The sequence below is a fragment of the Staphylococcus sp. LCT-H4 genome (genome assembly GCF_001866145.1).
In the GTDB taxonomy this organism is placed as follows: domain Bacteria; phylum Bacillota; class Bacilli; order Staphylococcales; family Staphylococcaceae; genus Staphylococcus; species Staphylococcus succinus.
The window spans coordinates 170,175-191,791 of the sequence record NZ_MODY01000003.1 but is presented as its reverse complement, the minus strand read 5'-3'; the positions used below and the strand labels follow the sequence as shown (position 1 = coordinate 191,791).

Annotated in this window: 22 protein-coding genes; all 22 read left to right on the top strand. The window is 31.9% G+C overall.

Annotated elements, in window-relative coordinates:
• Positions 1-289 precede the first annotated feature (289 nt).
• The 22 genes from ccpN to comGB all read left to right on the top strand — a co-directional run bounded on the left by ccpN (position 290) and on the right by comGB (position 21,601).
• Complete coding sequence (gene ccpN / locus BK821_RS09850) at positions 290-913, top strand: transcriptional regulator CcpN (protein WP_082104706.1); 624 nt, start codon at positions 290-292, stop codon at positions 911-913.
• A 13-nt stretch (positions 914-926) separates the two neighbouring features.
• Positions 927-1,748 (top strand): pyruvate, water dikinase regulatory protein, encoded by an 822-nt coding sequence (locus BK821_RS09845; RefSeq protein WP_071331612.1) that lies wholly within the window; start codon positions 927-929, stop codon positions 1,746-1,748.
• A gap of 46 nt (positions 1,749-1,794) precedes the next feature.
• Positions 1,795-3,579, top strand: a complete 1,785-nt coding sequence (gene dnaG, locus BK821_RS09840; protein WP_046836561.1) for a DNA primase — start codon at positions 1,795-1,797, stop codon at positions 3,577-3,579.
• A gap of 135 nt (positions 3,580-3,714) precedes the next feature.
• Positions 3,715-4,821 (top strand): RNA polymerase sigma factor RpoD, encoded by a 1,107-nt coding sequence (rpoD, locus tag BK821_RS09835; protein ID WP_046836560.1) that lies wholly within the window; start codon positions 3,715-3,717, stop codon positions 4,819-4,821.
• 66 nt (positions 4,822-4,887) lie between these two features.
• A complete protein-coding gene (locus BK821_RS09830; protein WP_046836559.1) occupies positions 4,888-5,565 on the top strand; it encodes a tRNA (adenine(22)-N(1))-methyltransferase in 678 nt (225 codons plus the stop codon).
• Positions 5,566-6,669, top strand: a complete 1,104-nt coding sequence (locus BK821_RS09825) for a Nif3-like dinuclear metal center hexameric protein (RefSeq protein ID WP_046836558.1) — start codon at positions 5,566-5,568, stop codon at positions 6,667-6,669.
• Positions 6,670-6,824: 155 nt separating this feature from the next.
• A complete protein-coding gene (locus BK821_RS09820) occupies positions 6,825-8,165 on the top strand; it encodes a DEAD/DEAH box helicase (RefSeq protein WP_046836557.1) in 1,341 nt (446 codons plus the stop codon).
• Positions 8,166-8,174: 9 nt separating this feature from the next.
• Positions 8,175-9,065 (top strand): deoxyribonuclease IV, encoded by an 891-nt coding sequence (locus BK821_RS09815; RefSeq protein ID WP_046836556.1) that lies wholly within the window; start codon positions 8,175-8,177, stop codon positions 9,063-9,065.
• 121 nt (positions 9,066-9,186) lie between these two features.
• Positions 9,187-9,960, top strand: coding sequence for a metal ABC transporter ATP-binding protein (locus BK821_RS09810; RefSeq protein WP_046836555.1), 774 nt, complete (start codon positions 9,187-9,189; stop codon positions 9,958-9,960).
• Entirely contained in the window at positions 9,957-10,829 is an 873-nt protein-coding gene (locus BK821_RS09805; RefSeq protein WP_046836554.1) for a metal ABC transporter permease, read from the top strand. Before BK821_RS09810 ends, BK821_RS09805 begins: the two co-directional genes overlap by 4 nt.
• Entirely contained in the window at positions 10,807-11,220 is a 414-nt protein-coding gene (locus tag BK821_RS09800; RefSeq protein WP_069823951.1) for a Fur family transcriptional regulator, read from the top strand. The genes BK821_RS09805 and BK821_RS09800 overlap by 23 nt, the downstream gene beginning before the upstream one ends.
• Positions 11,221-11,499: 279 nt before the next feature.
• A complete protein-coding gene (locus BK821_RS09795) occupies positions 11,500-12,099 on the top strand; it encodes a superoxide dismutase (protein WP_046836552.1) in 600 nt (199 codons plus the stop codon).
• Between the two features lie 121 nt (positions 12,100-12,220).
• On the top strand, positions 12,221-14,272 hold the full coding sequence (locus BK821_RS09790; protein WP_046836551.1) for a peptidoglycan D,D-transpeptidase FtsI family protein: 2,052 nt from the start codon (positions 12,221-12,223) through the stop codon (positions 14,270-14,272).
• A gap of 132 nt (positions 14,273-14,404) precedes the next feature.
• A complete protein-coding gene (rpmG, locus tag BK821_RS09785; RefSeq protein ID WP_046836550.1) occupies positions 14,405-14,554 on the top strand; it encodes a 50S ribosomal protein L33 in 150 nt (49 codons plus the stop codon).
• Positions 14,555-14,704: 150 nt separating this feature from the next.
• Positions 14,705-15,247, top strand: a complete 543-nt coding sequence (locus BK821_RS09780) for a 5-formyltetrahydrofolate cyclo-ligase (protein ID WP_071331611.1) — start codon at positions 14,705-14,707, stop codon at positions 15,245-15,247.
• Positions 15,248-15,258: 11 nt separating this feature from the next.
• Positions 15,259-16,716, top strand: a complete 1,458-nt coding sequence (locus BK821_RS09775) for a rhomboid family intramembrane serine protease (RefSeq protein WP_071331610.1) — start codon at positions 15,259-15,261, stop codon at positions 16,714-16,716.
• The gene (locus tag BK821_RS09770; protein WP_071331669.1) at positions 16,700-16,900 is read left to right on the top strand and encodes a YqgQ family protein; all 201 of its coding nucleotides are present in this window, start codon (positions 16,700-16,702) and stop codon (positions 16,898-16,900) included. The genes BK821_RS09775 and BK821_RS09770 overlap by 17 nt, the downstream gene beginning before the upstream one ends.
• A gap of 619 nt (positions 16,901-17,519) precedes the next feature.
• Complete coding sequence (locus BK821_RS09765) at positions 17,520-18,506, top strand: glucokinase (RefSeq protein WP_046836547.1); 987 nt, start codon at positions 17,520-17,522, stop codon at positions 18,504-18,506.
• Complete coding sequence (locus BK821_RS09760; RefSeq protein ID WP_046836546.1) at positions 18,506-18,829, top strand: MTH1187 family thiamine-binding protein; 324 nt, start codon at positions 18,506-18,508, stop codon at positions 18,827-18,829. The genes BK821_RS09765 and BK821_RS09760 overlap by 1 nt, the downstream gene beginning before the upstream one ends.
• Before the next feature lies 1 nt (position 18,830).
• Entirely contained in the window at positions 18,831-19,454 is a 624-nt protein-coding gene (locus BK821_RS09755) for an MBL fold metallo-hydrolase (protein ID WP_071331609.1), read from the top strand.
• Positions 19,455-19,587: 133 nt separating this feature from the next.
• Positions 19,588-20,562: a competence type IV pilus ATPase ComGA gene (gene comGA, locus BK821_RS09750; protein WP_071331608.1), complete on the top strand. Its 975-nt coding sequence runs from the start codon at positions 19,588-19,590 to the stop codon at positions 20,560-20,562.
• The gene (comGB, locus tag BK821_RS09745; RefSeq protein ID WP_046836543.1) at positions 20,534-21,601 is read left to right on the top strand and encodes a competence type IV pilus assembly protein ComGB; all 1,068 of its coding nucleotides are present in this window, start codon (positions 20,534-20,536) and stop codon (positions 21,599-21,601) included. The genes comGA and comGB overlap by 29 nt, the downstream gene beginning before the upstream one ends.
• The last annotated feature ends 16 nt before the right edge of the window (positions 21,602-21,617 follow it).

Sequence of the window (21,617 nt, the reverse complement as noted above, 5' to 3'; positions counted from 1 at the left end):
AAGCTCTATCAAAGTCTTGGGACGAGTTAATCTTTTTAATCACATATGTAATATGTGCTTATTTGAAAATTTCTTGTTAACCCGCGGTTCCACCCAAATTAGTGTGTACACTCGCTTTTGATAATCATTTAATTGTGGCCATTGTTACTTGTTAAGCTTGCACCATCCTTAACTCGCTTCAAATATAATTTTAATGTATTGATGGTTTATAAGCAAGTAAATATATGTATTTGTAGCAATTAAAAATTCAATGTATAATTGAGAAGAATGAGTAAAGGGGTGAAGTCGTATAGAACTGAGTAAAAGGCAACAACAAATAGTTGAGATTGTCAAAAACAATGGACCTATTACAGGTGAGCACATCGCAGAACGACTGAGTTTGACACGTGCCACTTTGAGACCTGATTTAGCGATTCTTACTATGTCGGGAATTCTGGAAGCAAGACCACGTGTAGGTTACTATTATTCAGGTAAACCGAAAAATAAATTGATTGCTGATCAATTAAAACAATATATTGTAAAAGATTACGCGTCACATCCAGTTGTAGTAAAAAGTGAAATGACTATTTATGATGCGATATGTACTATATTTTTAGAGGATGTAAGCACATTATTCGTCATTAATAATGATGGAGATTTTATGGGCGTTTGTTCCCGTAAAGATTTGTTAAGGGCGTCTATGATTGGCGAAGATATACACACTATGCCTGTAAATATAATTATGACACGCATGCCTAACTTACACTTTGTACTTGAAGACGAGAGAGTTATACATGCTGCAAATCTTATGATAGAAAAGGAAATAGATTCCTTGCCTATTGTGACAAAAAAAGAGAATGGTAAATATGAAGTGAAAGGTCGCGTCTCTAAAACGACAATTAGTAAGATTTTTGTATCATTATTTAACGAATAGGTGGTTAATATATATGGAAAATATTAAAATTATAGTCGCATCTGACTCAGTAGGAGAAACAGCTGAATTAGTAGCTAGAGCATGTATTTCACAATTCAATCCAAACCAATGTGATAGTGAAATAAGTAGATATCCTTATATTGAATCTTTGGAAAATGTTGATGAAGTGATACAGGTGGCGAAAGATACAGATGCCATTGTTGTTTATACGTTAGTTAAACCCGAAATAAGAAAGTATATGGAAGCAAAATTAAAAGAACTTGAAGTGAAATCTGTAGATATCATGGGCCCTCTGATGAATATCTTACTAGATAAAATAGATGATCAACCTTATTTTGAGCCGGGGTTAGTTCATCAATTAGATGAAGCCTATTTCAAAAAAATTGATGCCATTGAGTTTGCAGTAAAGTATGATGATGGTAAAGACCCTAAAGGTTTATCAAAAGCTGATATCGTATTATTAGGTATCTCTCGAACTTCAAAAACACCTTTATCTCAGTATCTTGCACATAAAAGTTACAAGGTGATGAATATTCCTATTGTCCCTGAGGTTACACCACCGGATGAATTATTTAATACAGATGCTTCAAAGTGTATTGCCTTAAAAATAAGTGAAGAAAAGTTAAATAAAATTCGTAAGGAGCGTTTAAAGCAATTAGGCCTTGGTGATAGCGCGAGGTATGCTACAGAACAGAGAATCGAAGAAGAACTCAATTATTTTCATGAATTAGTTGATAAAATTGGTTGTCCGATTATTGATGTATCAGACAAAGCAATAGAAGAAACTGCTAATGATATTATCAGTATTATTGAGCAAAATAGTTTTAAAAAATAAAGGAAACAATTATAATATTATGACTAATATTTTATAGGTGATTAATTTGCGAATCGAACAATCAACAATAAACGAAATAAAAGATAAGACTGACATACTAGATCTCGTAAGTGAGTATGTGAAATTAGAAAAAAGAGGGCGTAATTATATTGGCTTATGCCCTTTTCATGATGAAAAAACGCCTTCTTTTACTGTTTCAGAAGATAAACAAATATGTCATTGCTTTGGCTGTAAAAAAGGGGGGAATGTCTTTCAGTTTACACAAGAAATCAAAGATATTCCTTTTACAGAAGCGGTCAAAGAACTAGGTGAACGGGTAAATATTAAAGTAGAGACAGACACTCACTCAGCTAATAACGAAGCCACGCACCAAGTTGCCTCTGAAGATTTGCAAATGATTGAAATGCATGAACTCATGCAAGAATATTATCACTATGCATTAAAGAAAACAGTCGAAGGTGAAGCAGCGTTAAACTATTTAAAAGAACGTGGGTTTACAGATGCGCTTATCGATGCACGAAAAATTGGTTACGCGCCTAATACATCACATTTCTGCCATGACTTTTTACAAAAAAAAGGCTATGATATCCAATTAGCATATGAAGCGGGTCTGTTATCTAGAAATGAGGAGAACTTTAGTTACTACGATCGGTTTAGAGATCGTATCATGTTTCCTTTAAATAATGCTCAAGGAAGAACGGTAGGTTATTCTGGTAGAACATATACAAACCAAGAACCTAAATATTTAAATAGTCCAGAAACACCTATTTTCCAAAAACGTAGACTTCTTTATAATGTAGACCAAGCGCGTAAGACAATACGTAAAGTGGATGAAATTATATTATTAGAAGGTTTTATGGATGTCATTAAGTCTGATCAAGCAGGCTTAAAGCAAGTCGTAGCTAGTATGGGAACGCAAATATCACAAGAGCATATAGCGTTTATAAAAAAATTAACTTCAAATGTCACACTTATGTTTGATGGGGATTTTGCGGGTAGTGAAGCTACAATTAAAACAGGACAAGCTTTATTACAGCAAGGGTTTAATGTTTTTGTAGTGCAACTTCCTAAAGATATGGATCCAGATGAATATATTGGTAAACATGGAGCTGATGCTTTTAATTATTATGTCGAACACGAAAAAAAATCTTTTATTTTATATAAAGTTCATATTCATCAAGATGAAATTGAGAATAATGATCTAGCATATGAAAGGTATTTAAAAGAGATAACAAATGACATTTCCTTAATGAAATCATCTATTCTACGTAAAAAGATATTGCAAGACGTATCTGAATTGTTTAAAGTTAGCTTGGATAGTCTAAATAATGAAGTAGGACACCAACAAGATTATTATGAACCGCAAAATTATCAAATGCCATCACTTCCGCAATTTAATAATCTAAGTAAACAAGAAAAGGCGGAGCGTGCTTTACTTAAACATTTTATGAACGATAAAGACATTTTCTTAAATTATCACAAATCTCTTCAGTTAGAAGACTTTACAAATCAGTTTTTTAAGCGTATATTTAATATTTTACACGAGTTTTACTCTGAAAATGATACGTTCAATATTAGTGATGTATTGCAATACATCGATTCCAATGAAATCAAGGAAGCATTTATATCATTAGACAACTATATGATAAATGAAGAACCATTTGAATATGAAATCGATGACTATATAAATACATTAACAACTAATAGAAATGAAGAAACGATAGAATCGCTTAATCAAAAGCTCCGGGAGGCTTCAAGGTTAGGTGATTTAGAATTGCAAAAATATTATTTAGAAAAAATTGTAAATCATAATAAAAATAGAATGAATTAATTCGATAATGAATATATCTGTATATTAATGGAATTAACAACATGTGTACTAGGGTATGATTTTGAGTAGATTTCACTTATTTTGTCTTAAAAATATTTTAGTATTCAGTTGATATTATATTCGGGAGGCCATTTCATGTCTGGAAATAAAGTTAAAGTTAAAAAACAAACCATAGACCCATCTCTAACTTTGGAAGATGTAAAAAAACAATTGATTGAAAAAGGTAAAAAAGAAGGTCACCTAAGCCATGAAAAAATTGCTGAGAAAATGCAAAACTTTGAAATGGATTCTGATCAAATGGACGAATTCTTTGACCAACTCACTGACAATGATATTAGTTTAGTGAATGAAAAAGATAGTTCTGATACCGATGATAAATTAAATCCTAATGACTTAAGTGCACCTCCAGGTGTTAAAATAAATGATCCAGTCCGTATGTATTTAAAAGAAATTGGACGTGTGAATTTATTAAGTGCTGCAGAAGAGATTGAATTAGCTAAGAAAATTGAAACAGGCGATGAAATTGCTAAATCACGTTTAGCCGAAGCTAACTTACGTCTGGTAGTTAGTATTGCCAAAAGATACGTAGGTCGCGGTATGTTATTCCTTGACTTAATACAAGAAGGGAATATGGGCTTAATTAAAGCGGTTGAAAAATTTGACTTCAGTAAAGGGTTTAAATTTTCAACTTATGCAACGTGGTGGATTCGTCAAGCAATCACACGTGCAATTGCTGACCAAGCACGTACCATTCGTATTCCAGTTCATATGGTAGAAACAATCAATAAATTGATTCGTGTACAAAGACAGTTATTACAAGATTTAGGCCGTGATCCAGCACCAGAAGAAATTGGTGAAGAGATGGATTTACCACCTGAAAAAGTTAGAGAAATACTAAAAATAGCACAAGAACCCGTTTCATTAGAAACGCCAATCGGTGAGGAAGATGACAGTCATTTAGGTGATTTCATAGAAGACCAAGAGGCTCAAAGTCCTTCAGATCATGCAGCTTATGAGTTATTAAAAGAACAATTAGAAGATGTTTTAGATACATTAACTGATCGTGAAGAAAATGTCTTACGCTTACGTTTTGGCTTAGATGATGGAAGAACTCGTACATTAGAAGAAGTTGGTAAAGTCTTTGGTGTTACAAGAGAACGAATTCGTCAAATAGAAGCTAAAGCACTTAGAAAATTAAGACACCCAAGCAGAAGTAAACGTCTGAAAGACTTTATGGACTAATTTTCCAGCTCTTTTGTACATTGATGTACAAAAGAGCTTTTTACTTTTACATAGAGGAGAACTATTATGATTCCATTAAATCAAAGATTAAAAAAAGTGAGTAGTTATATTAAAGGCGATTGTTTAGCTGATATTGGTTCAGATCATGCCTATTTACCTATCTATGCTATCGACAATAATATTGTTAAAACAGCAATTGCTGGTGAAGTAATTAAAGGACCATATGATGCATCGAAGCGAAGCGTAAGTGATCATCAGTTGAATTCCGTTATAGATGTAAGATTAGGTGATGGATTGTCTGTGATTGAAGAAAAGGATGACATTTCGTCCATAACGATATGTGGCATGGGCGGCCCTTTAATTGCTAAAATTATTAGTGAAGGTTCCGATAAATTACAAAATCGGCCTAGATTAATTTTACAGAGCAATATTCAATCTAGTGCGATTAGAAAATGTTTAGCGCAATTAAATTATGAAGTTATAGCTGAAGATATATTAGAAGAAAAAGGTCATATATATGAAATTATTGTGGCAGATTTTACTAAACAACAAATTCAATTAACTGAAATTGAGGAGAAATTTGGACCGAAACTTGTTATGAATAAAAATCAATTGTTTTATAAAAAGTGGAAGCACGAACTAAACTCACTTTATAAAATAAAGCAAAATTTAAATCCACAACAGCATCACGATCGCTTAAAAGAAATTGATGAAGAAATTAATTTAATTAATGAGGTGATTTAAATGAATATTGATAAATTAATGCGAATTATTGATAAACATGTGCCATTAAATACTGCAGAATCATGGGATAATGTTGGTTTACTTATTGGAGACCAAAATGCTGAGGTTGAAGGAATATTAACTGCTTTAGACTGTACTGAAGCAGTTGTAGAGGAAGCAATAACTACGCAAAGTAATACAATCATTTGTCATCATCCACTCATTTTCAAAGGTGTAAAAAATATAACTCAGCAAGAAGGTTCTGGGGCAATTATACGCAAACTCATCCAAAATGATATTAATCTTATTGCACTTCATACAAATTTGGATGTATACCCTGAAGGTGTTAATGCGATGCTAGCAGATAAATTTGGATTATTGGATCAACGAATTTTAAATCCGGAAATTGTAAATTATTATAAAGTGCAAGTATTTATACCGAAAGCTAATATTGAAACTTTTAAAAACAAAATAAGTGAAGCCGGATTAGCAAAAGAAGGAGAATATGAATATTGTTTCTTCGAAAGTCCAGGTACTGGGCAATTCAAACCAGTTGGTGATGCTCATCCTCATCTAGGCGTTTTGAATGAAATTGAGCATGTTAATGAATATAAATTAGAATTTATGATAAATCACTCACAAAAGAAATTAACACAACAACTCATTCACACCCACCATCCTTACGAAACACCGGTGTACGATTTCATAGAAATGGAACAAGAAGCAAACTATGGCTTAGGTATGATTGGTGAACTTTCAGAACCGATGACAGTACAAGCATTTGTTAATTTAGTTAAGTCACAATTAAACATGCCTAGTGTACGTTTTACAGGGAATCAAGACAGCTCAATTCAAACAGTTGCAGTTATAGGTGGTTCAGGCATAGGCTTTGAATATGCTGCAGCGAGTCAAGGTGCTGATATTTTTGTGACTGGAGATATAAAACATCATGACGCATTAGATGCCAAAATAGCAGGTATCAATTTATTAGATATAAATCATTATAGTGAGTATGTTATGAAGGACGGTCTAAACCAGTTATTAACAAAATGGTTATATGATGAAGATATTAAATGTGAAATAAAAACATCACGTTTAAATACGGACCCGTTTGAATATTTATAATTATTCATGTCTCTAACGAGGCATTGAATATACATTGTAATGCCAGAAATACAACGAGCATGAGCGCAATCAGTTGAAACGAAATAATAATTTAGTTCAAAATTGTAGATGAATGCTTTATAATAGTAAAGATGAAGATTTAAGGAGGCCAAGACATGGCGAATCACCCATTTGAGAATTTTAATTTAGAACCAAGTCTGATAGATGCTGTGAAGGACTTGAATTTTAGTCAACCGACTGAAATTCAAACGCGAGTAATTCCAAAAATAATAAAGCAAGCAAGTTTGATAGGTCAATCGCAAACAGGTACTGGTAAATCACATGCGTTTTTATTACCATTAATGCATTCTATTGATATTAATGTAAAAGAGCCACAAGCGATAATTGTGGCGCCTACTAGGGAATTAGCACAGCAATTATTTGACGTAGCAAGTCATTTAGCTAAGTTCAAAAAAGAAGTGTCTGTTAAATTGTTTATTGGTGGAACAGATATAGAAAAAGATCGTCAACGTGCTAAGAGCCAACCGCAACTGATTATTGGCACACCAACACGTATTAATGATTTAGCTAAACATGGTGATTTACATGTCCACTTAGCTTCTTATTTAGTCATTGATGAAGCCGATCTAATGATTGACTTAGGTTTAATTGAAGAAGTAGACCATATAGCTTCGAGATTAGATGAAAACACAAATATCGCAGTGTTCAGTGCTACAATTCCAAGATCATTGCATCCATTTTTAACCAAGTATCTAGAAAATCCAGAGTTTATTGAAATAGAAAATACTGAGAAAAATAAGAAAAATATTGAATTTTATTTAATACCAACTAAAGGTGAAGCTAAAGTAGAAAAAACTTTAAAATTAATGGATGTCCTAAATCCATATTTATGTATCATTTTCTGTAATAGTAGAGACAGTGCAGATGAATTAGCGAAACAACTTAATGCTGCTGGAGTTAAACTTGGTATGATTCATGGTGGACTTACGCCAAGGGAACGTAAACAACAAATGAAACGTATCAGAAATTTAGAGTTTCAATTTGTAATCGCAAGTGACTTAGCTTCTCGTGGTATTGATATAGATGGTGTGAGTCATGTAATTAATTTTGACGTGCCGAAAGATATAGACTTTTTCACGCATCGCGTTGGACGTACAGGACGTGGACAATATAAAGGTGTAGCTATTACACTATATAGTCCAGATGAAGAAGCACATGTAGCTTTAATTGAGCAACAAGGGTATCATTTTGAGAATGTTGACATAAAAGATAATGAGCTAAAACCAATTAAAGCACACAACACGCGTCAAACACGTAAAAATAAAGACGATCATTTAACAAATCAATTAAAATATAAAGTTAAAAGTAACAAGAAAAAAGTTAAACCTGGTTATAAAAAGAAATTCAAACGTGATTTAGATGATTTGAAACAAAAAGAACGTAAACAATTTAGCAAACGTCAAAATCGACAAGAAAGAAAAAATAAAAAAGGATAGGTGACCTTTATGTTATTAGGCTCTCATGTATCTATGAATGGTAAAAAAATGTTGCAAGGTTCTGCTGAAGAAGCACATAGACTCGGCGAATCTACTTTCATGATTTATACAGGTGCTCCTCAAAACACTAGAAGAAAACCGATCGAAGAATTAAATATTGAAAAAGGTCATGAAATCATGGAGGCACATGGACTATCTAATATTGTAGTTCATGCGCCTTACATTATTAATATCGCAAATACGTTAAAGCCACACGTATTTGAACTTGGAGTCGAGTTCCTACAAAGTGAAATTGAGCGCACGCAAGCACTTGGAGCAAAAGATATCGTACTCCATCCTGGTTCTCATGTAGGTGAAGGATCAGAAGTCGGTATTAAAAAAATTATTGAAGGTCTAAATGAAGTTTTAACAAATGATAATAATGTTAGAATTGCATTAGAAACTATGGCAGGCAAAGGTTCTGAAATTGGAAGAAACTTTGAAGAAATCGCTCAAATTATTGACGGTGTCAACCACAATGAGCGCTTATCAGTATGTTTTGACACATGTCATACACATGATGCTGGTTATAATGTCAAAGAAGACTTTGATGGCGTATTAAATGAATTTGATAAAATTGTGGGTATAGACCGAATAAAAGTTGTCCATGTTAACGATAGTAAAAATGATATTGGTGCACACAAAGATAGACATGAAAACATAGGATTCGGATATATTGGTTTTGATGCTTTGAATTATGTAGTTCATCACGATGCCTTTAAAGATATTCCTAAAATATTAGAAACACCATTTGTAGGGGAAGATAAAAAGAATAAAAAGCCTCCTTACAAACTAGAAATTGAAATGTTAAAACAGCAACAATTCGATCCAGAGTTAAAAAACAAATTATTAGCAGAATAATATATTTAAAACTAATCACTTTTATTACATGTATAAAGGTGATTAGTTTTTTTATTAAGTCGTAAACATTACTATTTACATAATAGTTTTCACGTTGTATAGTATTAAACGAGGTGAAAACATGTCTACACCAGTATTCGAATTAAAAAATATTGATTATTATTTTGACAACAAACAAGTACTAGAAAATATAAATATAAAAATCAATCGTGGTGAATTTTTAGCAATTGTTGGACCTAATGGTGCCGGTAAGTCGACTTTGTTGAAAATTATACTTGGGTTATTGCCTATACAAAAAGGCCAAATTTATGTTGATGGTACGGATTACAATGGGAGACAGTCCACACTAAAAATTAGTTATGTTTCTCAAAAAGCACAAGCATTTAAATCTGGTTTTCCTGCAAGTGTTAAAGAAGTGGTTTTAAGTGGACTAACAAAGCGCAAAAAATTATTGCAATGGTTTAACAAAAAAGATGTTTCCAAAGTGAATACTGTATTAAAACGATTAAATATTGAACATTTGATTGATAAAAATATAGCAGAATTATCAGGAGGGCAACAGCAGCGTGTTCTTATTGCAAGAGCATTGATTAGTAATCCATCTGTACTCATTCTTGATGAACCAACAAGTGGAATTGATGCAAAGCACGTGAGTGAATTTTATGAAACATTAGAGACACTTAAACATGAAGGGGTAACCATTATATTAGTTACTCATGATATTGGAGTAGTGGCTGACACAGCTACAGAAGTAGCTTGTTTAAATAAACATTTACATTTTCATGGTTCAACGGAAGATTTCAAATCATTGGATGAAGTTGAAATTTCTAAAATATATGGGCATCCCATTCAATTTGTTGATCATCAGCATAGTAGGGAGTGTTGTTCATCATGATAGATGCATTAATGAATTTTGATTTCATGCGTTACTCTCTTATTAGTGGCGTGCTTATTGGGCTCATCGCACCACTTATTGGTGCTTTTATTGTCGTACGAAGATTATCGTTGATAGCAGATGCGCTTAGTCACGTTACACTTGGAGGTATATCATTCGGCATGTTCGTTGTGACTGTGTTTCCGATACTTACGTTTATCAACCCGATGTGGTTTGGTATATTATTCGCAATTATAGGAGCATTACTGATTGAAAACCTTAGAACATCGTATAGTAACTATCAGGAGATTGCTATACCGATTATTATGAGTGCTGGTATCGCATTAAGTGCGATATTTATATCACTTGCAGATGGCTTTAATCAAGAAATTGTGGGCTTACTATTTGGATCTATTAGTGCTGTGACAAAGAGTGATTTAACGACAATTATCATTATCGTTGTAATTGTACTTATATTCATCCTTTCACTTTACAAAGAAATGTTTATTCTATCCTTTGATGAAGAATACAGTAAGGTTATTGGTATACCTAAATGGATACAATTCTTATTTATTATCATAGTTGCTATGGTGATATCAGCATCTATGCGTGTCGTAGGAATTCTGTTGGTTAGTGCTTTAATTACCTTGCCTGTTGCAATTTCTATGAGAATTACGAAAGGATTTAAACAACTCATTATTCTAAGTGTAATTATTGGAGAATTATCTGTCGTTGGTGGTTTAGTTCTAGCGTTTTACATGAATATATCGCCGGGCGGTGTAATTGTAGTATTACTTGTTCTTATTCTTGCGATTACGATGATATATCAAAAGTTCAAAGTAAGCTCGATGAAAGGTGATGTTAAAAATGAAAACAGAAGAAGCAATTAACATTATTAAAGAACATGGACATAAATATACGAATAAAAGACGAGAAATGTTAGATATATTCGTAGCAGAAGATAAATATATTAATGCGAAACATATTCAACAAAGTATGGATAAAAATTATCCGGGTATTTCTTTTGATACAATTTATCGTAATTTACATTTGTTTAAAAGTTTGGGCATTGTTGAAGGTACTGAGATGGATGGTGAAATGAAGTTTAGAATTGCATGTAAAGATCATCATCATCATCATTTTATATGTGAGTCGTGTGGGGACACTAAAGTTATTGATTTTTGTCCAATAGAAGAAGTTAAAAAATATCTGCCAGAAGTAGCTATCCATACTCATAAATTGGAAGTTTATGGCGTGTGTGAATCTTGTCAGCAAGCGTAAGCGTGTATTACAGTTAGGTGTAAAAAAACACAAAAACATCCTTTCTACTTTTGATGAGTTAATTAAACATAGGTCAATAGTATGAATTAGTTAGAATTTTTGAAATTGTTAGCTTATGATGTTTAAAAATAACTAATTTGAGATATACTAATATAGTAACTAAAGATGACAAACATTATTATATGACAATTTAATTTAATGCTTTTAAGCATATTAATTGTTGTCATTCATATTACTTGTTATGCTTTATTTAAAGATTAATTAGGAGGATGATTATTTATGGCTTTTGAATTACCAAACTTACCTTATGGTTTTGATGCATTGGAACCACATATTGACAAAGAAACTATGGAAATTCACCATGGCAAACACCATAACACTTATGTAACTAAATTAAACGCAGCAGTTGAAGGAACTGATTTAGAATCTAAATCAATAGAAGAAATTGTTGCTAACTTAGACAGTGTACCAGAAAACATTCAAACAGCTGTTCGCAATAATGGTGGAGGTCACTTAAACCACTCATTATTCTGGGAATTATTAACTCCTAACTCTGAAGAAAAAGGTACTGTAGTAGATAAAATTAAAGAACAATGGGGTTCTTTAGACGCATTCAAAGAAGAATTTGCGAATAAAGCTGCAGCACGTTTCGGTTCAGGTTGGGCATGGTTAGTAGTAAATAACGGTAACTTAGAAATCGTTACTACACCAAACCAAGACAACCCATTAACAGAAGGTAAAACACCTATCCTAGGCTTAGATGTATGGGAACATGCTTATTACCTTAAATACCAAAATAAACGTCCAGATTATATCGGTGCTTTCTGGAATGTAGTAAATTGGGAAAAAGTTGACGAATTATATAACGCTGCTAAATAATTAAGTAAGCGATTATGACGGCCTTATCAAAGGTCGTCATTTTTTTTAGTAAAATAATAGAAATATTCACTAATTTCATTTATCATTTGTAGTGAGAACTTTTGAATAGAGGTATGTTATTGTGTTGAAAAGATTAAAAGAGAAATCAAATGACGAAAAAATTAGTAATACAATGAATAAGAGAATTGGTTTTATATTTGGTGTTATTGTATTTATATTCGCAGTAATTGTTTTAAGATTAGGCTATTTGCAAATTGCACAAGGTTCTCATTACAAACAACTTATAAAAAATAGTGAAAACTTAACCGTAAATGAAGCTGTGCCTAGAGGACGCATTTTAGATAGAAATGGTAAGGTTCTCGTAGACAATGCGTCGAAAAAGGCGATTACATATACACGTGGTAGAAAAACTTCTCAATCTGAAGTGTTGAAAACCGCAAAGGATCTGTCGAAACTAATCAAAATGGATACTATTAAAATTACAGACAGAGATAAACAAGATTATTGGATACAAATTCATCCTAATAAAGCCAAAAGTTTAATGCAATCTGAGCAACAACTGCTTGATGATGGTAGTATTTCTCAAGATGATTATGATAAAGCACTTTATAAAAAAGTGGGTGCCAAACAAACGGACAGCCTGACTAATAAGGATTTACAAATATTAGCAATTTATAGAGAGATGATGGCAGGCTCAACTTTAGACCCACAAACGATCAAAAATGAAGATGTGAGCAATGAAGAATATGCTGCAGTTTCACAAAAACTTTCTGATTTGCCTGGTGTAAATACGACAACGGATTGGGATCGGAAATACCCTTATGATGATACATTGAGAGGCATTTTTGGAGATGTGTCAACCACTGAAGAAGGTATACCTAAAGAGTTAACTGAAAAGTATTTATCTAAAGGATATTCGAGAAATGACCGTGTAGGTAAATCTTACTTGGAGTATCAATATGATGACATTTTAAAAGGTAAAAAGAAAGAAATGAAATACACAACTGATAAATCAGGAGATGTTATTGATTCAAAAGTAATTAACCCAGGTTCTCGCGGTGATGATCTTGTACTAAGTATTGACATTGATCTTCAGAAAAAAACTGAAAAATATTTAGAAGAACAAATTCAAAAATTACGTAGTGAAGGCGCTAAGGATATGGATAATGCTTTAATAGTTGTTCAAAATCCTAATAATGGTGATATTTTAGCCATGGCTGGTAAACAAATCGACAAGAACGGTGATTTAACTGATTATGATATTGGTACATTTACAGCACAATATGCTGTTGGCTCATCTGTAAAAGGTGGCACATTATTAGCGGGCTATCAAAATAATGCAATTAAAATAGGTGAAGAGATGATTGACGAGCCATTGAAATTTGCTGGTGGTCTATCGAAACATTCATACTTTAACCAAGATGGAAAAGTCAGAATTAATGATAAAGAAGCTTTAATGCATTCATCAAACGTTTATATGTTTAAAACTGCGTTGAAAATGGCAGGCACTCCCTATACGCCTAATATGACATTACCATCAGATATTACTGCTGCTGGTCAAAAATTACGCAAAGGCTTAAATCAAGTCGGTCTTGGCGTTAAAACGGGTATAGACTTACCGAACGAAACAAGTGGTCAGACTGAACCACTTACTAATAATCCTGGTAACTACCTTGATTTAGCTATTGGACAGTATGATACTTATACGCCGATGCAGTTATCTCAATATGTGTCTACAATAGGTAACAATGGTTATAGAGTTCAACCACACATTGGATTAGAAGTCAGAAAAGCAACAAACAAAGATACGTTAGGCCCTGTGAAAGAAAAAGTTAAAGGCACAGTATTGAATAAAGTTAATAATTCGCAAGATGAAATAGACGAAGTGAAAGGTGGATTCGACATGGCATTTAATAAAGTAGATGGTACAGGATATCAGAGCTTTAAAGATACAGTCGTACCATCAGCTGGTAAGACAGGGACAGCAGAAGTCTTCCAAGATGGAGAACCTAGAGTTAACTCAACTTATATAGGATATGCTCCAATCAAAAATCCTAAGCTTGCTTTTTCAATCGTTTATACAAACCAACCTGTACCAGAACCATGGTTGAATGGTGGAGATTTAGGTAGAGATGTTATTAACTATTATTTTAAAGATGAAAAGAAAGACTAATTAAGTTTTTATCCACTGAATTTAATGAAATACTGATATAGTGGCTTTTATTGAAAAATTAATACTTTTCAATTTTAAGAGTAAATGGTATGATTAATAAGTCGTATTTTGAAAAGGTAAGGAGGAATTAGCATGCGCGTAAACGTAACACTAGCTTGCACAGAGTGTGGGGAAAGAAACTACATTACTAAAAAAAATAAACGTACTAATCCTGAACGTATAGAAATGAAAAAACACTGTGCTCGTGACAACAAACACACAATGCACCGTGAAACAAAATAATAATTATTTTAAACCAGATTCTATTTTAGAATCTGGTTATTTTTTTTCGTAGTATATTAATTTAATTCGCTTTAAAAAATTACAGTTTAATGACATTATAATTTAATAACGTTATAATGAGAATAGTATGAACCATGGGAAGGTGTTTTTGTGACTAAACAATCATTACGCCAACAGAAATTAAAATTAATGAAATCATTTCAAACAAATAGTTATAAAGTGGAATCAGACCGTTATCTTGCTGACCATCTTTATCAAACTAGTGAATATAAAAATGCAGAACGTATAGGTATTGTGTTATCAATGCCACATGAAGTAGATACATATTCTATTATTGAGCATATGTTAAATGATGGGAAAACTGTTTTTGTTCCTGAAACAGATTACGAGCATTGTAGGATGTTGTTTAAAGCCCTCAGTAATCTTGAACATATTGGTCCAGATGTAAAAGGCATTAATCATGTGACTGTAGAAGCAGATATAACAAACCAACTAGATTTGTTAGTCGTACCTGGCGTAGTGTTTAGTACAACCGGATATCGCATAGGATATGGTGGTGGGTATTTCGATAAATTTTTAAGTCATTATAAGCAATCCACCATTAGTTTGCTTTATGACTTTCAACTCGATGTCTTTGAGGCGGAGTCACACGATGAACCCGTTGAAAAATTAATAATTGCGACAACTAAATAATGGAGGCAGAAATGATTACAGAGAAACATTTTTGGAAGTGTATATATACTTGGGTCAAATACCTAAACTATCATGTCGTGCATCGTAATAAAGATGATAACGAAATATGGTTATCAAATAAGAAAAAGCAGACAATAACGATATTTAAGTACGGTGCCAATTCAACTCAAGAAGTTAGATTTGATAAGAGTAGAATTCAAGATCATCAGGAAGACATTACTACTTTTTTAGGTTATCAGCCCAAAAGTTATGAATTATATATATTTACAGATAAAATCTTTACAGATGAAAATTTAGATGAATTACATCCACGAAAATTCAAAGTGAAAATCATTCGAGACGACAAACAAATAGAAAGAATCATGCCTAACTTTGTGATGAAGAAAATATATAATAGGAATCACAAGCAAACGAAAACATATTTTAAAGAACGCGCTTTAAATAATAACCCGATAGAAAAGCACATGATAAAATTTGCGCCAGTTACATATTCATTGATTGTTATTAATATATTAATTTGGTTATCTATGGTATTATTTTTAAATCGTTTTTCAGATTTAAAATTATTAGATGTGGGTGGACTTGTTCATTTTAATGTTGTTCATGGAGAATGGTATAGACTAATTACTTCAATCTTTTTACACTATAATTTTGAGCATATATTGATGAATATGTTAAGTCTATTTATATTTGGTAAGATTGTAGAAGCTATCGTTGGTCATTGGCGGATGTTTACAATTTATATTGTAGCAGGTATATTCGGCAACTTTGCTTCACTATCATTTAATACTGATACTGTTTCAGCTGGTGCAAGTGGTGCCATATTTGGATTGATAGGGGCCATCTTTGCATTTATGTATGTGAGTCAAAAATTTAATCGTAAAATGATTGGTCAGCTACTGATGGTGCTTGTCATTATGATTGGACTTTCATTATTTATGCAAAACATTAATATTGTAGCTCATATCGGTGGTTTTATTGGTGGCATACTCATAACTTTAATTGGATATTATTATAAGAGAAATCAAAATCGTTTTTGGATTTTAATTATTATTACACTTGCACTATTTGTAGCTTCACAAATTAGGATTTTTACAATTAAAGAAGATAATATTTATAATACGATTATTTCTAATGAAATGAAAAACGGAAATTATAAAGAAGCAAAGACCATGGTTAAACAGACGATAAAAAAGAAATATGCTGATGATGAAACGTATTATTTAAATGGCTTAATTACTACGACATTGAGTTCTAAAGCTGAAGGCATCTCTGATTGGGAGAGAGGCTTACGATACTATCCAGACTCAGCGATATTGAATTATCAACTTGCAATCGCTAATCGATCTTTAAGTGATAAAGATAAGGCTAAAAAATACATTAAAGCTGCACTTAAGGTAGATCCTGGAAATAATGATTATATCAATTTAGATAAAGAATTGAGCGATGACAGTGAACCGAAAGATTGACAATTTTTATGATGTACTTCAACTTTTAAAGCAATTTGGATTTATTATTTATTTTAAAGATAAAAAAGATATGTATGAAATGATGGAACAAGAGATAAGAACGCTGTATCAGTATGAGTTATTATCTAAAGATGATTATTTGAAATGTAGATTAATCATTAACCAAAGAAAGATAGATAAATAAATTTGAACCTCCCTCATAGCTACGATGGTTATGAGGGAGGTTTATTATGATGCTATTTGTAAATATGTAACAGTGTAGAGCATTAATCTAGAAACAGTAACTAACGATCGAGGTATGCGTACACTTCTATATAGCGTTGAAGTATCAGTGGCATCAGAATGATTTTCATAATTTTAAACATCTGAATTTTAACGATGCTTATAGTCATTTTCAATACGTGTATTGTATTTTAATAAATTCGAACCAATTAAAGTACAAAGATGGTTTTTATTTGTCACAAATGTCAATTTAATTTATTAAGAACATAATATTAGAATCTATTATTATTGCAATTATGAAACAAATAATATTAAAATAGATGTATATGCCTTATTACATTGAACTTACTTTGTTATTGTTTTAATAATAGCTTATAGTAGTATTCATAAACAGTTTTGTCATTGATAAAACTGAATTGATTTTTAAAGGCAAATTAAGAAGCAAAATATTCTAAAACAGTTAAAAGCAATGAAATGTATATATAGAAAAAGCTTCTCAAAACGTTGATTTAATAGCTTTAATTAAACTGTAGTGCAATACTATAAAATCCAATTTAAAATAGAGAAGGATGAGTAAATAAATGAAAAAAATTATATTAGCAGCAGATATTGGTGGAACAACATGTAAATTAGGTATCTTTGACGAAAATCTAGAGCGTATATCTAAATGGACTATAGATACTGATACAACTGATTCGACAGGATATTTACTTTTAAAAAATATTTACGATTCTTTCGTACAACAAGTAGATGATTCAGAATATACTTTTTCAGATGTTTTAGGCGTTGGTATTGGCGTACCTGGTCCAGTAGACTTTGAATCAGGTGTTGTACATGGTGCGGTCAATTTATATTGGAGTGACAATGTAGATGTGAGAAGTATATTCAAACAATTTGTAGATTGTCCTGTCTATGTAGATAATGATGCTAATGTAGCTGCATTAGGGGAAAAACATAAAGGAGCTGGACAAGGTGCCGATGATGTTGTTGCGATTACATTAGGTACAGGCCTTGGTGGCGGCATTATTTCTAATGGAGAAATCGTACATGGTCATAATGGTTCTGGTGCTGAAATTGGTCACTTTAGAGTAGATCATGATCAACGTTTTAAATGTAATTGTGGTAAGTCAGGCTGTATCGAAACTGTAGCTTCTGCAACTGGTGTAGTTAATTTGGTTAATTTTTATTATCCGAAATTAACATTTAAATCATCTATCTTGCAGTTGATTAAAGATAATAAAGTTTCTGCGAAAGCAGTATTTGATGCAGCTAAAGCTGGCGATCAGTTCTGTATCTTTATTACTGAACGTGTAGCGAATTATATAGCATACTTATGTAGCATCATTAGTGTTACAAGTAATCCAAAATATATTGTTTTAGGTGGCGGTATGTCTACAGCAGGATTGATTTTAATTGAAAATATCAAAACTGAATATCATAATTTAACATTTACACCAGCACAAGATGAAACTGAAATTGTTCAAGCACAACTTGGAAATGATGCTGGTATTACCGGCGCAGCAGGACTGATTTATACTTATATTATTGAGAAGGAAGGCGTTAAGTAATGGCTATTGTCGATGTTGTTGTTATACCTGTAGGTACAGATGGACCGAGTGTCAGTAAATATATTGCAGAAATACAAACAAAATTAAAAGAGTTTAAAGCACAAGGCAAGATTGATTATCAATTAACGCCTATGAACACACTTATAGAAGGTGAATTAAAAGATTTATTTGAAGTGGTACAAGCGATACATGAACTTCCGTTTGATAAGGGATTGGATCGTGTTTGTACGAATATCAGAATTGATGACCGCCGTGATAAATCACGTAAGATGAACGATAAAGTTAAAGCTGTGCAAGACCATCTCACTGATGGAGGCAAATAAAATGAGGATTTCCAGTTTAACATTAGGACTAGTTGATACGAATACGTATTTTATCGAAAATGATGAGCAAGTCATTCTCATAGATCCAGCTAGTGAAAGCGAGCGAATCATTAAAAAGTTAAATCAAATCAATAAACCATTACAAGCAGTGTTATTGACACACGCACATTTCGATCATATAGGCGCTTTAGATGATATTGTTAATAAATATCATGTTCCTGTATATATGCATAAATCAGAATTTGATTTTTTAACTGATACTGAAAAAAATGGTTCTTCGAAATTTAAACAATATGGGATGCCATCAATTGTTAGTAACGTTACTCCGACAGCTTTAGATGAAGGACAAGCGCAGGTTGCAAACTTTGAATTTCAAGTATTACATACACCCGGTCATTCTCCTGGTAGTTTAACATTTGTATTTGATGAATTTGCAGTGGTTGGAGATACTTTATTTAAACAAGGTATTGGTAGAACGGATTTATATAAAGGCGATTATGAGACATTAGTAGATGCGATACAAGATAAATTGTTTGCGCTTGAAGATGATTTACCACTATTCCCAGGGCATGGAGATTATACAACCGTTGAAGATGAGCAATTAAATCCTTATTTACATGGTTAACCTTACTAGCTCTACTTTATGACCGTATACCGAGCCCAAACCTATTAAGCTTAACAGTTAAGTATTAAATAATATAATTTTATATAAAGTAATTTCATCACCTCCTACGTGTATAAATGTAGGAGGTGATTTTTTGAAGCTATTGTTTAAAAACGTAATTAATAAAGCAATAGATAGGGAGGCGACAGATGTTCATTTCATTCCTTCTGAGCAAGAGGTCTATATTAAGTTTAGAATACAAGACAATTTAATATTACAGGACACGATTCAACTAGAACTTTATAAAAAGTTACTCACTTATATGAAATATCAAGCTGGATTAGATGTTTCCAATCATAATACAGCACAAATTGGAAGATACATTTACAAAATGAAACAATTATTTTACTTAAGAATCTCGACATTACCTTTATCTTTAGGAAATGAAAGCTGTGTAATTAGAATCATCCCTCAGTATTTTCAAAAGCAAAGTCACGGTAGCAGTATTAAAAGCTTGTATAGTTTAATGAATAAGAAGCAAGGGCTTATTTTATTTAGTGGTCCTACTGGATCAGGAAAAAGTACGTTAATGTATCACATGGTAATGTATGCAAAAGAACAATTAGACTTAAATATTATCACGGTTGAAGACCCTGTAGAGCAATTGATCAAAGGTGTGACACAGGTTTCAATAAATGAAAAGGCAGGTATTAATTACGAAACTTCTTTTAAAGCGATATTAAGGTGTGATCCAGATGTGATTCTTATTGGTGAGATAAGAGATGCTTCCATAGCGAAATATGTTATTCAAGCAAGTTTAAGTGGACATTTAGTACTATCAACAATTCATGCTAATGATTGTAAAGGCGCTTTATTAAGGTTAAGAGAAATGAATATCAGTGTTCAGGAAATCTGCCAATCTATAAAAAGTATCATTAACCAAAGGCTAGTTACCACTTTGCAACATAATAGACAGTTAATATATGAACAGCTAAACCAACAAGATATTAATTATTTTTTTGAAAACAATCACTCATTACCTAAAGATTTTAATAAGTTATCTTATTATTTAAACGGAATGTCGAGAGCAGGTGTTATTTGTGAAGAAACCGTGGATCGATATATTTAACTTATCAAGATTTCAGAAGCTTAATGATAAGGAGCAAATAGAATTAATACACAGGTTATATGACTTGCTGAATTATGGATTTACCTTGTCGGAATCATTTGAATTTTTAATTAAACATATAAAGATAAAATCTTCATTAGTCTCACAAACTATTCTTTCGGAATTAAGAAATGGAGCAAATTGTTATCAAATACTAAAAATACTAAAGTATCCTAATACTGTTGTCATGCTAATATATTTTGCTGAAATGTTTAGTGATTTAAGAGAAAGCTTAATGTACGCGCAAGATTATCTTGCTAAAAATTATAAAGCAAAACAATCATTAATCAAGACTGTGCAATATCCTGTAGTATTAATGACAGTATTTATAACTATGCTTGTAGTCATAAATCATACCATCATTCCGGAATTTCACGACTTATATGAAAGTATGGATGTTCAAATATCAACTGTCCAACTTTATTTAACTCAAACTATTGTTAATTTACCTTCTATCATATGCTATTTTATATTCATGATATTATTGGTTATTGTAATAGTAAAAATCCTATACCGTAAATTGCCAATAAAATATAAGCATCAATTAGTTTTAACTATCCCTATATTAAGTAAAATATTTAAACTTTATAAGACGTACCGTATTGCTTCAGAATTTTCTTTGTTCTATAAAAATGGTATTAATTTACAAAAAATAGTGGATATATATACGCATCAAAGTGATGATGTATTTTTAAAATATTTAGCAAATGAAATTAAAATTGGAACGCAAAAAGGGTATAACCTTAGTGAAATACTGACTCGTGTATCTTGTTTTGAAAAAGAACTTATTTCATTTATAAAAGAAGGGGAAAAGAAAGGACGACTTGATATTGAATTGAAACTATACAGTGAAATGATATTATCTAAAATAGAAAAATATCTTCAATTTCTTATAAAATTCATACAGCCTTGTATTTTTACGTTATTAGCTTTTTTTATTGTATCGTTGTATTTAGTCATTATGTTACCTATGTTTGATTTAATGCAAACAATCAAGTGAATAAAAGCAAGGAGTA